General features: G+C 70.3%; 14 protein-coding genes. 8 read left to right on the top strand and 6 right to left on the bottom strand.

The genetic code is table 11. The annotated features are described in order from the left end of the window. Positions 1 to 24 precede the first annotated feature (24 nt). Together ACZ4RZ_RS07955 and ACZ4RZ_RS07950 are read right to left on the bottom strand one after the other, a co-directional pair. Positions 25 to 1,419, bottom strand: a complete 1,395-nt coding sequence (locus tag ACZ4RZ_RS07955; protein ID WP_467743131.1) for a metallopeptidase TldD-related protein — start codon at positions 1,417 to 1,419, stop codon at positions 25 to 27. Continuing rightward, positions 1,416 to 2,939: a TldD/PmbA family protein gene (locus ACZ4RZ_RS07950; protein ID WP_467743130.1), complete on the bottom strand. Its 1,524-nt coding sequence runs from the start codon at positions 2,937 to 2,939 to the stop codon at positions 1,416 to 1,418. The genes ACZ4RZ_RS07955 and ACZ4RZ_RS07950 overlap by 4 nt, the downstream gene beginning before the upstream one ends. 248 nt (positions 2,940 to 3,187) lie before the next feature. Here ACZ4RZ_RS07950 and fabG point away from each other — a divergent pair, with 248 nt between their 5' ends. The 3 genes from fabG to ACZ4RZ_RS07935 all read left to right on the top strand — a co-directional run bounded on the left by fabG (position 3,188) and on the right by ACZ4RZ_RS07935 (position 5,162). Then, the gene (fabG, locus tag ACZ4RZ_RS07945) at positions 3,188 to 3,892 is read left to right on the top strand and encodes a 3-oxoacyl-[acyl-carrier-protein] reductase (protein WP_467743129.1); all 705 of its coding nucleotides are present in this window, start codon (positions 3,188 to 3,190) and stop codon (positions 3,890 to 3,892) included. 5 nt (positions 3,893 to 3,897) lie between these two features. Further along, positions 3,898 to 4,665, top strand: coding sequence for an enoyl-ACP reductase FabI (gene fabI, locus ACZ4RZ_RS07940; protein WP_467743128.1), 768 nt, complete (start codon positions 3,898 to 3,900; stop codon positions 4,663 to 4,665). A gap of 152 nt (positions 4,666 to 4,817) precedes the next feature. Further along, on the top strand, positions 4,818 to 5,162 hold the full coding sequence (locus ACZ4RZ_RS07935; protein WP_467743127.1) for a hypothetical protein: 345 nt from the start codon (positions 4,818 to 4,820) through the stop codon (positions 5,160 to 5,162). On the opposite strand, the gene ACZ4RZ_RS07930 is transcribed toward ACZ4RZ_RS07935, so the two are convergent. After that, positions 5,146 to 5,853 carry a FadR/GntR family transcriptional regulator gene (locus ACZ4RZ_RS07930; RefSeq protein WP_467743126.1) on the bottom strand — a complete coding sequence of 236 codons (708 nt, stop codon included), beginning with the start codon at positions 5,851 to 5,853 and terminating at the stop codon, positions 5,146 to 5,148. The two genes, ACZ4RZ_RS07935 and ACZ4RZ_RS07930, sit on opposite strands and share 17 nt — an antisense overlap. A gap of 114 nt (positions 5,854 to 5,967) precedes the next feature. Between ACZ4RZ_RS07930 and ACZ4RZ_RS07925 the strand changes: the two genes are divergently transcribed. From ACZ4RZ_RS07925 to ACZ4RZ_RS07910, 4 genes are all read left to right on the top strand, one after another. Then, entirely contained in the window at positions 5,968 to 7,320 is a 1,353-nt protein-coding gene (locus tag ACZ4RZ_RS07925) for a CynX/NimT family MFS transporter (protein ID WP_467743125.1), read from the top strand. Positions 7,321 to 7,351: 31 nt separating this feature from the next. After that, entirely contained in the window at positions 7,352 to 7,468 is a 117-nt protein-coding gene (locus tag ACZ4RZ_RS07920; RefSeq protein WP_369245614.1) for an SGM_5486 family transporter-associated protein, read from the top strand. Positions 7,469 to 7,629: 161 nt separating this feature from the next. Further along, complete coding sequence (locus ACZ4RZ_RS07915) at positions 7,630 to 7,845, top strand: hypothetical protein (RefSeq protein ID WP_467743124.1); 216 nt, start codon at positions 7,630 to 7,632, stop codon at positions 7,843 to 7,845. A 101-nt stretch (positions 7,846 to 7,946) separates the two neighbouring features. Further along, the gene (locus ACZ4RZ_RS07910) at positions 7,947 to 8,465 is read left to right on the top strand and encodes a SixA phosphatase family protein (protein WP_467743123.1); all 519 of its coding nucleotides are present in this window, start codon (positions 7,947 to 7,949) and stop codon (positions 8,463 to 8,465) included. Positions 8,466 to 8,528: 63 nt separating this feature from the next. Here ACZ4RZ_RS07910 and serB read toward each other — a convergent pair whose 3' ends face one another. Then, complete coding sequence (serB, locus tag ACZ4RZ_RS07905; protein ID WP_467743122.1) at positions 8,529 to 9,740, bottom strand: phosphoserine phosphatase SerB; 1,212 nt, start codon at positions 9,738 to 9,740, stop codon at positions 8,529 to 8,531. Positions 9,741 to 10,246: 506 nt separating this feature from the next. Beyond that, positions 10,247 to 12,049 (bottom strand): streptophobe family protein, encoded by a 1,803-nt coding sequence (locus ACZ4RZ_RS07900; RefSeq protein ID WP_467743121.1) that lies wholly within the window; start codon positions 12,047 to 12,049, stop codon positions 10,247 to 10,249. A gap of 241 nt (positions 12,050 to 12,290) precedes the next feature. Between ACZ4RZ_RS07900 and ACZ4RZ_RS07895 the strand changes: the two genes are divergently transcribed. Continuing rightward, on the top strand, positions 12,291 to 14,789 hold the full coding sequence (locus ACZ4RZ_RS07895) for an ABC transporter ATP-binding protein/permease (protein WP_467743120.1): 2,499 nt from the start codon (positions 12,291 to 12,293) through the stop codon (positions 14,787 to 14,789). Positions 14,790 to 14,866: 77 nt separating this feature from the next. On the opposite strand, the gene ACZ4RZ_RS07890 is transcribed toward ACZ4RZ_RS07895, so the two are convergent. Further along, positions 14,867 to 15,649, bottom strand: coding sequence for a transglycosylase SLT domain-containing protein (locus ACZ4RZ_RS07890; RefSeq protein WP_467743119.1), 783 nt, complete (start codon positions 15,647 to 15,649; stop codon positions 14,867 to 14,869). Positions 15,650 to 15,702 lie beyond the last annotated feature (53 nt).

The raw sequence follows: 15,702 nt of genomic DNA, 5'->3' as shown, positions 1-15,702 counted from the left end.
GTGGTCTCGTAATCAGGTACGAGGTTATACGCCCTGACTGACAGAGCTCATATTGAAGTCCGGCACCCGCAGGGCGGGCATCGCAGCCCTAGTGAACCAGTCGCTCCACTCCCGCGGCAGCGTCTTTTCCGTCCGCCCCGCCTCGGTGGCCCGCCCCAGCAGGTCCACCGGAGACTCGTTGAACCGGAAGTTGTTCACCTCGCCGACGACCTGGCCGTTCTCGACGAGGTAGACGCCGTCCCGGGTCAGCCCGGTCAGCAGCAGCGTCGCCGGGTCGACCTCGCGGATGTACCAGAGACAGGTCAGCAGCAGGCCGCGCTCGGTGGCGGCGACCATCTCCTCCAGGGAGCGGTCCGCGCCGCCGTCCAGGACGAGGTTGCCGATCGACGGCGTCACCGGAAGCTTGGTCAGGCCCGCGGTGTGCCGGGTGGTCGACAGGTGCTTCAGCTCGCCCTCGCGGATCCACTCGGTGGCCGTGAGCGGCAGCCCGTTGTCGAACACGGACGCGTCGTCGCCCGAGGAGTGCGCGAGGACGAAGGGGGCGGTCTCCAGGCCCGGCTCGTTCGGGTCGCTGCGCAGCGTCAGCGGCAGCTCGGTGAGTTTCTCGCCGACACGGGTGCCGCCACCGGGCTTGCTGAAGACCGTCCGGCCCTCCGCCGCGTCCCGGGCCGCCGCCGACCACATCTGGTAGATCAGCAGGTCGGCAACGGCGGTCGGCGGCAGCAGCGTCTCGTAGCGCCCCGCGGGCAGGTCGATGCGCCGCTCGGCCCAGCCGAGCCGTACGGCCAGCTCCGCGTCCAGCGCCGCCGGGTCGACGTCCTTGAAGTCCCTGGTCGACCGCCCGGCCCATGCCGACCGTGTACGGTCCGGCGACTTCGCGTTGAGCTCCAGCGTGCCCTTGGGCTGGTCGTGCCGCAGGCGCAGCCCCGTCGACGTACCGAGATAGCTGGAGACGAGTTCGTGGTTGGCGAACCCGTAGAGCTCGCGGCTGCCCGCACGCGCGCGTGCGAACGATTCGCCGAGCGCCGGCGCGAAGTCCGCGAAGACGGTGGAGGAGGTCTCGGCGGGCGCGTCCGTGAAGTCGGGGGACTCCGGCACACCGGTGACCAGCGGCTGGGCGTCCTCGGCGGGACCGGCGCCGCGCGCGGCGGCCTCGGCGGCCCGCACCAGCGGCTCCAGCTCGTCGGCGGTCACCGCCGAGCGCGAGACGACCCCGGAGGCCGTGCCCTCGCGGCCGTCGACGGTGGCGATCACGGTCAGCGTGCGCCCGCGCGTGACCCCGTTCGTGGTCAGCGCGTTGCCGGCCCAGCGCAGGTTGGCGGTCGACTCCTCGTCGGCGATCACCACGCAGCCGTCGGCGCGGGAGAGTTCGAGGGCGCGCTCGACGACCTCATGCGGCTTGTTCGTACGGGCGCTCATCGACCGGCCTCCTGCGTGGTGTTGAGGATGTTCACGCCCTTGAAGAGGGCGGACGGGCAGCCGTGCGAGACCGCCGCGACCTGGCCCGGCTGGGCCTTGCCGCAGTTGAAGGCACCGCCCAGGACATAGGTCTGCGGACCGCCGACCGCGGCCATCGAACCCCAGAAGTCGGTGGTCGTCGCCTGGTACGCGACATCGCGCAGCTGACCGGTGATCCGGCCGTTCTCGATCTTGAAGAAGCGCTGCCCCGTGAACTGGAAGTTGTAGCGCTGCATGTCGATGGACCAGGACCGGTCGCCGACGACGTAGATGCCGCGGTCGACGCCCCCGATGAGGTCCTCCGTCGACATCCCGGCCGGATCCGGCTGCAGGGACACATTGGCCATGCGCTGCACGGGCACATGCCCGGGGGAGTCGGCGTATGCACACCCGTTGGACCGCTCGAAGCCGGTCAGCTTCGCGATGCGCCGGTCCAGCTGGTACCCGACGAGCGTCCCGTCCTTCACGAGGTCCCAGGACTGCCCTGCCACACCCTCGTCGTCGTACCCGATGGTCGCGAGGCCGTGCTCGGCGGTCCGGTCACCGGTGACGTTCATCAGCTCGGAGCCGTACTTCAGCTTGCCCAGCTGGTCGAAGGTGGCGAAGGAGGTCCCGGCGTACGCGGCCTCGTAGCCGAGCGCCCGGTCCAGCTCGGTGGCGTGGCCGATGGACTCGTGGATGGTCAGCCACAGGTTGGAGGGGTCGACGACGAGGTCGTACACGCCCGCCTCGACGCTCGGCGCCCGCATCTTCTCGGCCAGCAGCTCAGGAATCTGCCCGAGCTCGGACTCCCAGTCCCAGCCGGTGCCCATCAGGTACTCCCAGCCACGCCCGACCGGCGGCGCGAGGGTCCGCATCGAGTCGAACTCTCCGCTGGACTCGTCGACGGACACGGCGGTGAGCTGCGGGTGCAGCCGCACGCGCTGCTGTGTGGTCACCGTCCCGGCGGTGTCGGCGTAGAACTTGTTCTCGTGGACGGTCAGCAGCGAGGCGTCGACGTGATTGACGCCGTCGGCCGCCAGCAGCCGCGCGCTCCAGTCCGAGAGCAGCCCTGCCTTCTCCTCGTCCGGTACGGAGAACGGGTCGATGTCGTACGAGGAGATCCACGTCCTCTCTGCGTGTACCGGTTCGTCCACCAGCTCCACGCGCTCGTCGGACCCGGCCGCTTTGATCACCTGGGCCGACAGCTTCGCCATCGCCACGGCCTGCGACGCCACCTTCGCCGCGGCGTCCATCGTCAGATCGACGCCCGACGCGAACCCCCAGGTCCCGCCGTGCACCACCCGCACCGCGTACCCCAGATCCGTGGTGTCCGACGACCCGGCGGGCTTGGCGTCCCGCAGTCGCCAGGCCGCGCTGCGCACCCGCTCGAACCGGAAGTCCGCGTGCTCGGCGCCCAGCGCCCGCGCCCGCGCGAGCGCGGCATCGGCCAGGGCGCGCAGCGGTAGCGCCGTGAAGGCTTCGTCGATGGAATGAGGCACCGAGGTCTCCCTGCTGTCGTGGCCTGTCGGGTCCGATCATGTCGCGCGGGCGGGCCCGGCGGCCACGTCTTTCCCGGGCAGGTGACAACTTTCGGTCGGCCGACCACGGCTTTCTGTAGGGATCCGACAGTGAGTCACCGGTCCCACTGTCGGTGCCCGATTCTCCGCGGGGCGGATCGGACCGATAGGTTTTTGATGAAGGCGCCTGTCCTGCAGGGGTTCCATTCCGCTATCGAAAGGGTGATCCGTTGAGCCGCTCGGTTCTCGTCACCGGAGGCAACCGGGGCATCGGCCTCGCCATCGCCCGCGCGTTCGCCGATGCCGGCGACAAGGTCGCGATCACATACCGCTCCGGTGAGCCGCCGTCCGGCTTCCTCGCCGTCAAGTGCGACATCACCGACACCGAGCAGGTGGAGCAGGCCTACAAGGAGATCGAGGCCGAGCACGGGCCGGTCGAGGTCCTCGTCGCCAACGCCGGCGTCACCAAGGACCAGCTGCTGATGCGCATGTCCGAGGAGGACTTCACCTCGGTCATCGACACCAACCTCACCGGCGCCTTCCGCGTCGTCAAGCGCGCCAACCGCGGCATGCTGCGCGCCAAGAAGGGCCGCGTCGTCCTCATCTCGTCGGTCGTCGGGCTGCTCGGCTCGGCGGGGCAGGCGAACTACGCCGCCTCCAAGGCCGCCCTGGTCGGATTCGCGCGCTCGCTCGCCCGAGAGCTCGGCTCGCGCAACATCACGTTCAACGTCGTCGCGCCCGGTTTCGTCGACACGGACATGACCCAGGCGCTCACCGACGACCAGCGTGCGAACATCGTGTCGCAGGTGCCGCTGGGCCGGTACGCGCAGCCCGAGGAGATCGCCGCGACGGTGCGGTTCCTCGCCTCGGACGACGCCTCGTACATCACTGGAGCCGTCATCCCCGTTGACGGCGGACTGGGAATGGGTCACTGAACACCATGAGCGGAATTCTCGAGGGCAAGCGCGTCCTGATCACCGGTGTGCTGATGGAGTCCTCCATCGCCTTCCACACCGCCAAGCTGGCCCAGGAGCAGGGCGCCGAGATCATCCTGACCGCGTTCCCGCGGCCCACGCTGACCGAGCGCATCGCCAAGAAGCTCCCCAAGCCCACCAAGGTCATCGAGCTCGACGTCACCAACGACGAACACCTCGCCCGCCTGGCCGACATCGTCGGTGAGGAGCTGGGCGGCCTCGACGGCGTCGTCCACTCCATCGGCTTCGCGCCGCAGGACGCCCTCGGCGGCAACTTCCTGAACACGCCCTTCGAGTCGGTCGCCACGGCCATGCACGTCTCGGCGTTCTCCCTGAAGTCGCTGACCATGGCCTGCCTGCCGCTGATGCAGAACGGCGGCTCGGTCGTCGGCCTCACCTTCGACGCTCAGTACGCCTGGCCGCAGTACGACTGGATGGGCCCGGCCAAGGCCGCCCTGGAGGCCACCAACCGCTACATGGCGCGCGACCTGGGCAAGCAGAACATCCGCTGCAACCTCATCTCCGCGGGCCCCATCGGCTCCATGGCCGCCAAGTCCATCCCGGGCTTCAGCGAGCTCGCTGCCGTGTGGGACTCCCGCGCACCCCTGGAGTGGGACCTCAAGGACCCGGAGCCGGCCGGACGCGGTGTCGTCGCGATGCTGAGCGACTGGTTCCCGAAGACCACGGGCGAGATCATCCACGTGGACGGCGGTCTGCACGCCATCGGCGCCTGATTTCCTCTGCGAGGCCGACGCCCCGTTTCCCGCACTGTGCGGGGACCGGGGCATCGCCCATTTGGCCCATCCGGTCGGGCGGCCCGGGCCCCATACCGCGCACGCTGGGAGTACGCACCGCCCCGCAGCCGTACGGCCGAGGAGGTCCCCTTGTGCGCCTGTCCCGCCGCTTCGCCCCGGTGTTCGCCGCTGTCGCTCTGGTGATGGCTCTGCCGTACGACGCCACGCCCCACCCGCGCGTGGGGGCCGGAAAACCCGTTGGCCCGCAGCTCTTCGGCGCCGAGTGCCGCACCACCGTCACCGGCTCCCGGGTGGTCGCCTACTGCCACAACCCGTACCCGGAGACCGACCGGGTCAGCCTGCACATCGAGTGCGCCCGCTGGTGGGACCTCGACACCGACAGCACCCTCGTCGACACCGCGCCCGCCGCCACGGTGCGGCTCACCGGCCGGTGCTGGAAGGAGATCCGCTCGGTCTGGATCAGCCACCAGAGGTGAGGTCCGGGTCCTGCCCGCCGAGCCGTCCCGGACGGCACAGGAACGGATAGCCCGCGGCCTCGGTGGCGGCTGCCTGCGCGTCGCCCGCCCGGATCGCGTCGACGAGCCGGGCGTGGTCCATGTACGTCTCCGGCGTCAGCTCCTTGCCGACGTCCTCGCGCAGCCAGTCGCGCAGCACCTCGCCCAGGTCCGCGTACATCGCCGTCATGACGTCGTTGTGGGACGCGGCGACCACCGCCAGGTGGAACGTCGCGTCGGCGGTCACGAAGGCCTCCGCGTCGCCCGACTCCCACGCTTCCTCCCGGCGCGCGAGGAGCACGTCCAGCTGCTTCAGATCGCGTTCGGTGCGCCGCTCGGCGGCCAGCTTCGCCGCGCTCGACTCCAAGGTGGAGCGCAGCTCGGCGATGTGCCGCGGGTCGGCGTCCGCGAAGCGGCGGTGCATCACGCCCGCCAGCTCGCTGGTCGCTACCACGTAAGTGCCGGACCCCTGGCGGATGTCGAGCAGGCCGTTGTGGGCGAGGGCGCGGACGGCCTCGCGGACCGTGTTGCGGGCGACGCCGAGTTGCCCGACCAGCTCCGGCTCGGTGGGGATGCGGGAGCCCACCGGCCACTCGCCCGAGGTGATCTGGTTCCGCAGCTCGGCGATGACCTGCTCGGACAGCGCCGAACGGCGGGGGTGGCTCAGCGGCATGGCGGTCCTTCGTACGGGCGGTCCGGGGTGGTCGGTCGCGCGGGGCCGGAGGCTCCGGAGATTAACGCAAGGGGATTGGACAGCCAATCATCCCATGATTCTATGATGGGTGACATGACTGGCGAGGAGACCGGGACGATGACGTCCACACCGATACGCAGCTCCGCCGAGAGCGTGGAGTCCCCGTCGTCGTCCACGCGCGCGTGGACGACGCGACTCGTGGTCGCCGGCATCGTCCTCACCGCGCTCAATCTGCGCCCGGCCATCACCAGCCTGGGCGCCCTCCTCGAAGAGGTGCGCGACGGGCTCGGCATGAGCGGCAGCGTCGCCGGACTGCTCACCTCCGTACCGCCGCTGTGCTTCGCCGTCTTCGGAGTCATGGCACCGCGGCTCGCCCGCCGCTTCGGGCCCGGCGCGGTCGTCTGCGCGGGCATGGTCGCCATCACGGCGGGCCTGGCGATCCGGCCGTTCGCCGGGAACACCGCCGGCTTCCTGGCCGCCAGCGCCCTCGCGCTCATGGGCATCGCCGTCAGCAATGTCCTGATGCCGGTGATCGTCAAGCGCTTCTTCCCGGACCGGGTCGGCTCCATGACCGGCCTGTACTCGATGGCCCTCGCGCTCGGCACCTCGGCCGCCGCCGCGGTGACCGTGCCCATGACCGACGCCCTGGGCGGCAGCTGGAAGTCCGGGCTCGCGGTGTGGGCGGGGCTCGCGGCGGCGGCCGTGGTGCCGTGGATTCTGCTCGTTCGCGCGCGGGGTGCCGAATCCGAGGGCGGTGCCGCCGGTCGGCGTGCCGATAGCGGGACCGGTGCCGGCGGTCGGAGTCCCGCCACCGGGACCGGCACGTCCGCTCGACGGGAGCCCGACGGGCTGCGCATCACCCGCAGCCGTACCGCCTGGGCGCTTGCCGTCTTCTTCGGGCTGCAGGCCACCGCCGCGTACATCACGATGGGCTGGATGGCGCAGATCTTCCGCGATGCCGGAGTCGCGGCCGAGACCGCAGGACTGCTGCTCGCGGTCACGATGGTGATGGGCGTGCCGCTGGCCTTCGTCATCCCGCGCCTCGCCACGCGGCTGCCCCACCAGGGGCCGATCGTGGTCGCGCTCGGCGCCTGCGGACTGGCCGGATACGCGGGCCTGTACTTCGCCCCGGCGAGCGGCGCCTGGGCCTGGGCCGTGCTGCTCGGCGTCTCCAACTGCGCCTTCCCGCTGGCCCTCACCATGGTCGGCATGCGGGCCCGGACCGGCGCGGGCGTCGCCAAGCTCTCGGCGTTCGCCCAGAGCACCGGCTATCTCCTCTCGATCCCGGGCCCCCTGCTGGTGGGCGTGCTCTACCAGCACAGCGGCGGCTGGGGCCTGCCGCTCGCGCTCATGGCCGCGCTGATGGTTCCGCAGATCGGGGTGGGCATTCTGGCGGGCCGCAACCGCACGGTGGAGGACGAGGTCGCACGCCGACCCCACCCCTGAGGGGGTGGACGAAGGGTGCGAGACTGGTCGTATGCCAGTGCTCGAACCGAACCCCCAGAACGGCCAGAAGAAGATGCTGCTCGTCTTCGGCACGTTCCTCGCCATCACCGTGATCATCGGCATCATCGCGACGATCGCCTCGCCCTGACGCGCCCCCCTGATGGTGGGGCTAACCCCCCATCCCCTAGGGGGTGAGTGTCAGGGTCAACTGGGTGGATCACCGGATGGGTTGAGGGCCGCGGATTCCGTAACTTCGAGGTGTGGCCGCGAGGACGCGGACCACGGAGCACTCGAAGCCACGGAGGCGTCATGTCGGCCCGTACGCACACCAGGCCCCACCCGGCGACCTCGGGCCGCGTCGACATCCGGCTGCCCTGGTGGGCCCTGGCCCTGCCGACGCTCGCCTTCGTCACCCTGCTGCTCCTGATACTCAACCCGGCGGACGCGCACGCCGCGGGCGGCGACGCGGCGATCACCCAGGTCTTCGAGCACGTCCAGCACACGGTGCTGCTCCAGGCGCCCTGAGCGCCCCTTGACGGGCCGTGCCGGACTGCCCCGTCACCCCTGCCGGGGGAGCGCGTCAACTCCCTGCGCCGCATGGCCTGTTTCATGCGAAGCTGGGACGCATGAGCGTCGCAGAACCCCGCAGGATTGTTCTCTTCCGGCATGCGAAAGCCGACTGGCCACAGGTGCCCGACCACGAGCGGCCGCTCGCCGACCGGGGCCACATGGACGCCGCCGTCGCCGGACGCAAGCTGGCCGACACCGGCATCCCCGTCGATCTGGCCCTCTGCTCCACCGCGACCCGGACCCGCGAGACCTGGAAGCTCGCCGTCCATGAGCTCGCCCACCGGCCGAAAACGGTCTATGAGGAGCGGCTCTACGAGGCCTCGCCCGGCGAGCTGATCGCCGTACTGAACGAAACCCCCGACGACGCGCAGAATGTGGTCCTGATCGGCCATAACCCGGGCTTGCACGGACTCGCCGAGATCTTGGCCGGCCAGGCCGAGGGCGACACCCGCACCCGGATGAACAGCCGAGGATTCCCCACCGCCGCCTTCGCGGTGCTCTCCTTCGAGGGCTCCTGGAAGTCCCTGGAGCCCGCAGCGGCCACGCTGAGCGACTACTGGGCGCCGACCGAGTAACCCACGTCTACGCGATGGGGCCCGGCACCAAGGCGGTGCCGGGCCCCATCTGTGCATGTGCGCTCAGTGATCGTCCAGGTGCATGTCCGCCGCCTCGACCTCTTCGCGGGTGACGCCCAGCAGATACAGCACCGTGTCCAGGAAGGGGAAGTTCACCGCGGTGTGCGCGGCCTGGCGCACGACCGGCTTGGCGTTGAACGCGACGCCGAGACCCGCCGCGTTGAGCATGTCGAGGTCGTTGGCGCCGTCGCCGATCGCCACGGTCTGGGCGAGCGGCACGCCTGCCTCGGCGGCAAAGCGGCGCAGCAGCCGCGCCTTGCCTGCGCGGTCCACGATCTCGCCGATGACCCTGCCGGTCAGCTTCCCGTCGACGATCTCCAGCGTGTTGGCCTGCGCGAAGTCGAGCCCGAGCCGCTCCATGAGGTCATCGGTGACCTGAGTGAACCCGCCCGAGACGACACCGACTTGGAAGCCGAGCCGCTTCAGCGTACGGATCAGCGTCCGCGCTCCCGGCGTGAGCCGCACCTCCTCGCGCACCTTGTTCACCACCGAGGCGTCCAGCCCCTTCAGGAGGGCCACGCGCGCGTGCAGCGACTGCTCGAAGTCCAGCTCCCCGCGCATCGCGGCCGCCGTCACCTCGGCGACCTCGGCCTCGCAGCCGGCGTGCGCGGCGAAGAGCTCGATCACCTCGTCCTGGATGAGCGTCGAGTCCACATCCATCACCACGAGACGCTGGGCCCGCCGGTGCAGCCCCGCCGCGACCACCGCGATGTCGACACCGAGCGCCGAGGCCTCGGTCATCAGCGCGGTGCGCAGCGCCTCTGTCTCCGCACCGGACACGGCGAACTCGACCGCCGTCACCGGGTACTTGGCGAGCCGGAAGATACGGTCGATATTGCCGCCGGTCTTCGTGATCCGCGCGGCGATCGCCGCCGTCGACTCCGCAGTGAGCGGGTGCCCGAGCACGGTGACGAGCGAACGTCCGAGTCCGCGCGGCCGGTTGTCGCCCAGGCCGGAGATGATCTCCGCCTGCATCTTCATCGACTCCGCCCAGCTGTGGACGGTGGCCCGCAGATCACCCTCGATCCCGGCGGGCGGCTCGGTCACGAGCGCGCACAGCACGATCCGGCCACGGGTGACGACCTGCTCGATGTCGACCACGTCGACGGAGTAGGCGGCGAGGGTGTCGAAGAGTCCGGCCGTGATGCCGGGCCGGTCCTTGCCGAAGATCTTGACGAGGAGAGTGGGGACGTCAGAGGTCTGCGAAGCGCTCATGGTGCCTCCCACCGTATCCGGCGCCCAGTGCCCTCCGCCCGCGCGGTCCGCCTTGCGGACAGTGAACTCTGGGTGACGCCCGCCGACGCCGCCACCGTACGTCGGCAGGTGGCGTTGCCCGGTGGTGCGAATCCGAGTTCTTTCGCCTCCTCCGCCCCTACCCTTCCCGTCCCTGGGGGCTCCGCCCCCAGCCCCCCGTATCGGCCTCGACGGCCTCGTCCTCAAACGCCGGACGGGCTGATGGGTACCTGCGGGGCTCAAAGATCCACGCACCCGCAGCCCTCGACGTACGGAAGGGGGCGTGCCGTAAGCCCCACGCATCGGCAGCCGCGAACGCACGGGAGGGACCGTGCCGGTACATCGAATGCCCGTCGCTTACGTTCGGATCTGGAAACGGCTCCCCACAACCCAACGTCTGATCCACCGGCGACGGCGAATACCGGCACGGCCCCGACCCACCACCGGGTGGAGGCGTTTCACCGGCCCCCGAGTCACCGGCCCCCGAGTCACCGGCCCCCCCGAGGCCTCCGTGGCGCCGGTGTCCCTCCGTCCGGCGGTGGCGGCGGTGGCGGCGGCCCCTCCTGAGGCCGCGCCTGCCGTGGCTTCGGCTGAGGCCCGATCGGCCCCACCACCGTCGGCGCCCCGTACACGTCGTCGCGCGGCCGCGAAGCCGCCGGGGGCCGCGTACCTCCTGGCGGCCGCACACCTCCCGGCGGCCGCCCGTCCTCCGGCTCCCGCAGCTCGTCGGGCAGTCGCAGATACGGATTGGTGTCGGGATTCGGCGGACGGTACGAGGCCTGGGGGCTGTACGGTCCGGACTCCCCGGCGAGCACGGGGTACTCGGCCGCGGGCACCGAGCCCCCCGCGTCACCCAGTGCCAGCGGCGCCGCCCGCCGCCCCGCGGCCCCGCTCGCGCACGCGAGCAGCGCCCCCGCCGCCCCCGCCCCCGCACCCCACGCGGCGCCGAGCAGCAGCGCCATGCCCAGGTGCCCGTGCAACACGACCCCGGCACCGAACGCGTCGAAGCCCAGCACCGACAGCGAGGCGTCCGCGGACACCTCCGTCAGCCACGCGAGCAGCGGCAGTGCCAGCGCCGTCACGACGCCCAGACGAAGAGCGCAGCGCCCTGCGAAGCCGAGGGCACCCCCGCCCCGTACATCTGTGGCACCCGCGCCTCCCGCGGCAGTGGCACCCGGCCCCCGTACAAAAGGCGTACGCGCGGCGGCCAGGACACCCGCGCACAGCATCATGACCGCGGTCGCCACCCCCAACAGCCACACGCGGCCGTCGAGTTCGGCGAGTCGACCCAGCGTGACGGGCTGGTCGGAGTTGACGCTCAGCAGCCTGTCCAGGGGGTCGGGGAGCAGCTTGGCGAGCTCGCCGGTGGCCTTGCCGTCCCAGGGGACGAAGAGGCCGATGGGGATGCCGAGCCACACACCGTTGGGCGCGCCGAGCAGGGCCGCGCCCGCGATCCGCTTGGGATGGGCGTCGCCGATCGCCGCGTACGCGGCCGCCGCGAGCCCGGCCAGGACCGCGACCAGCAACACGCTGACGAGCGCGGAGGCGGCGGGGCGCACCACCCGGTGCACGGCCGCCCAGCCGCGCGGCAGCGGCGTACGTCGGGAGGCAAGCAGGGCGATCACCAGGATGCCGGCCGCCCAGGCCGCGCCCCCGAGCAGCGTGGGCACGGTGTCGACCGTGAACCCCACGGCGGCCTTCGCGTTCACCAGATCGCCGATTTTGTCGGGCAGCAGCCCGCCGAGGTCTCCGAGCCCGCCGGGGAGCTTGTCCGTGATGTCGCCGAGTCCTCCGCCGCCCGTGACCTTGTCGAGCCCGAGCTTGCTCCCGTCGATCGTGATGATGTCGTGACCGGCCCAGGCGAGTCCGCCCAGCGTCGCCACGAAGAGAAGAACCACCGCGCCCACGCGCGCGAGGAGTTCGGAGGGCGCGATCACAACTGCCGCCCCGCGCAGGGATCGTAGGAAGAACCAGGACATGAGGAGCGCGCCGACCAGCCCCACACCCAGTGGCGTGATCTGCAGGGCCGTGTGAGCCTCCGCTCCTTTCAGGCCGAAGGCCGACACATCGCCGGACGGCTTGACCGCACCATTGGCCCCAAGTGCCACCACCGCCGCGGTCATCGGCCCGAGCGAGCCCGCCGCGTCGGCCCCGAGCAGATGCAGCCCGAGCGCGGCCGTGCCGGCCATTCCGATCAACGCCCAGCTCACAGAGGCGATCGCGGACAGCAGTACGTCGCCCCAGGGCACACTCCTGGCACTCCCGCCGTGGTCCGCGGTCTCGATACTCATCGTCAGACCCCCCGATCCGCGCCGCGGCGATCCACCGCGGATGTCCCCCTCGCGTGGGATTACCACTCTCCGGGCCGGTTTCAACCCCGTCAACGGAAACGGGCAACCCGCCCGAACGCATCCTTCACAAGGCCCGACTTTCGGTCAGGGGGCTCGTACTGAAATAGTTCCCCACGATGTTCGACATCCCTAGACTCCCTGCGATGGGGGTAACTCGGGGGACAACTCAGTGGGGCATGGAGTGCCGGAACTCGTACTGGAATTGAATGGACGGACCTGGACGCTCGATGCGTCCAGGCCATACACCCTCGGACGTGATCCGCAGGGAGACATCGTGCTCGACGACGCCAGGGTCTCCTGGCGTCACGCCACGATCAGCTGGGGCGGCCGCAGTTGGGTCATCGAGGACCACGGCAGCACCAACGGCACGTTCGTGCAGGGGCAGCGGATCCACCAGATGGAGATCGGCCCCGGCTCGGCCGTGCACCTCGGCAACGCGACCGACGGACCGCGCCTGAACCTGTCGGGCGCCGCGGCCGCGGTCGCCCAGCCCCAGCAGCAGCCGTACGCGGCGCAGGGCGCGAGTCCCGGCTGGGCCCAGCAGGCGCCGCAGCAGCAGGCGCCGGAGCAGGGCTGGCAGCAGCCGCAACAGGCGGCGAATATCCCGCCGCAGCAGGGACCCGGTGGTGGCGCGGGGGCGCCGCCGGTCTACGGCGACCGCAGCCCCACCACGTTCCACCAGTTCTCGCTCGGCCGCGTGATGCGCATCGGTCGTGCGCTGGAGAACGAGCTGGTCGTCTCCGACCTTCAGGTCTCTCGGCACCACGCCGAGTTCCACGCGACACCCGACGGCCGCTTCGAGATCCGTGACCTCGGCTCGCACAACGGCACGTACGTCAACGGTATGCCGATCGCCAAGGGCGGCTCGGCGCTGCTCGGCCCGAACGACATCGTCGGCGTCGGTCACTCGACGTTCCGTCTGGTCGGCGACCGCCTCGAGGAGTTCGTCGACACCGGTGAGGTCTCCTTCTCGGCCCGCCATCTGACCGTCACGGTCGACGGCGGCAAGCAGATCCTGAAGGACGTCTCCTTCGGCGTGCCCGAGAAGTCGCTCATCGCGGTCATCGGCCCGTCCGGCTCCGGCAAGTCGACGCTCCTGAAGGCGCTCACGGGCTACCGCCCCGCCAACCAGGGTGACGTCCTCTACGACAACCGGAACCTGTACAAGCAGTTCGCCGAGCTGCGCCAGCGCATCGGTCTGGTCCCGCAGGACGACATCCTGCACAAGGAGCTGACCGTCAAGAAGGCCCTCAAGTACGCGGCCAAGCTGCGCTTCCCCGCGGACACCACGGGCGCGGAGCGCGAGGCCCGCATAGACGAGGTGCTGCGCGAGCTGAAACTGGACATCCACAAGGAGAAGAAGGTCACCTCCCTCTCCGGTGGCCAGCGCAAGCGCGTCTCCGTGGCCCTGGAGCTGCTCACCAAGCCGTCGCTGATCTTCCTGGACGAGCCGACCTCCGGCCTCGATCCGGGCATGGACCGCGACGTCATGCAGCTGCTGCGCGGCCTCGCCGACGACGGCCGTACGGTGCTCGTCGTCACGCACTCCGTGGCCGAGCTGGCGATCTGCGACAAGCTTCTGGTGATGGCGCCCGGCGGGTCCGTCGCCTACTTCGGCCCGCCGGAGGAGGCGCTGAACTTCTTCGGCTACGAGACCTGGGCCGACGTCTTCTCCGCCTTCGAGAACTACCGCGACTACGACTGGGCGGGCCGCTGGAAGGGCTCGCAGCACTACCAGATGTACGCCGCGGACATCGACGCGGTCGCCCCTCAGTCGACGCAGATGCCGCCGCCGCAGGCGATGAAGCCGCCCAAGCCGCAGAGCTGGGGCTCCCAGCTGATGACCCTGATCCGCCGCTATGTCTCGGTGATCGCCTCCGACAAGGGCTTCCTGGCGCTGACGGTGATCCTGCCCGCGGTGCTGGGCTCGGTGAGCCTGCTCATCGACTCGGACAAGACGCTGCTGGTCAACCCGATCATCACGAAGCAGGGCGTGCACGTCGCGAACGGCACGGCCACCACGGTGCTGCTGATCCTCGCGGTCGGCGCCTGCTTCGCGGGCGCCGCCAACTCCGTCCGTGAGCTGATCAAGGAACGGGTGATCTACGAGCGGGAACGAGCGACGGGTCTGTCCCGCTCCGCGTACCTGATGTCCAAGGTGATCGTCCTCGGCATGGTCACCCTGCTCCAAGGCGCGCTGGTCGGCGCCATCGGCTTCGGCAGCCGCACGGTCCCGGACGAGGGCCTGATCCTGACCAGCCTGCCCAAGGTCGAGCTCACCATCCCGATCATGGCCCTCGGCTTCGCGTCGATGATGTTCGGCCTGGTCATCTCCTCGCTGGTGAAGACCGCCGAGAAGACCATGCCGCTGCTGGTCATGTTCGCGATCGTCCAGGTCGTCTTCACCGGCTGCCTGTTCATCCTGAACGGCACCCCCGGCGTCAACCAGTTCTCGTACCTGATGCCGGCCCGCTGGGCGGTCGCCGCTTCCGGTACCACGCTGGACTTCAACAACATCTTCCCGAACCAGGACGACCCGAGCAGCACGGACCCGCTGTGGGACCACACGGCCGGGGCCTGGACCCTGGACATGGTCGCCCTGATCGTCCTCGGCGTGGTCTGCGGCTTCTTCGTGGCCCGCTTCCTGCGCCGCCACGAGCCCGAGGTCATGCGGAAGTAATTGCTCAGGCATGGAAAGGGCGGCACCCCAGCGGGGTGCCGCCCTTCGGCGTACGTGTCGGAGCTCCGCGCTCGGCCTCAGTACGCGCTGTTGACGTTGTCCATCGAGCCGTACTTGTCCGCCGCGTAGTTGGCGGCGGCCGTGATGTTGGCGACCGGGTCGTAGATGTTCCACGAGGTGCCGGCTACGTGATACGCGTTGAACGTCGGCGGGATGACCTGGAGCAGGCCCTTCGACGGGATGCCGTTGATGGCGTTGATGTCCCAGTTGTTGATGGCGTTCGGGTTGCCCGAGGACTCGCGCATGATGTTGCGGTGCAGGCCGTTGTACGAACCCGGGATGCCGTGCTTCGCCATGATGTCGAGGGACTGGCGGATCCAGCCGTCGAGGTTGTTGGCGTAGGTCTTCATGGCGACGGTCTGGACCGTGGGGCGCTGCGCGGAGCGGCTCGCGGCCTGCACCTTGGCGCGGGCCTCCTCGGCCTTCTTCTTCGCGGCGGCCTCGGCGGCGGCCTTCTTCTTGGCGGCCTCGTCGGCCTTCTTGGCGGCCTCGTCGGCCGCCTTCTTCTTCGCGGCGGCAGCGGCGTCGTCAGCGGCCTTCTTCTTCGCCGCGACGGCCTGGGCCTTCAGATCGGCGCCGGCCAGCTGGTCCGTGATGCGGGCCTTCACGTCCTTGATCGGCTGCTCGCTGTAGGCGACCTGGGCCGTGGAGGCCGCGTCGGTCGTGACGGTCTGCGAGTTGCCCGGGACCAGAGAGAAGGCGAGAGCGGCGGCACCGAGGGTCGCGACACCGGCGACCGAAAGCTTGTGGGCCTTGGTCAGCTTCGGACTATGACCAGGAGTGTTGACGTTCTTGGACATCACTGATGGACCTCTTCGAATAGCGCGGAGGTCGCTCTCGGTCCGGTGGGGAC

It is taken from the genome of Streptomyces sp. NPDC027189, from assembly GCF_055566975.1.
The sequence above is the reverse complement of the archived record's forward strand: the minus strand, read 5'-3'. Positions and strand labels throughout refer to the sequence as shown.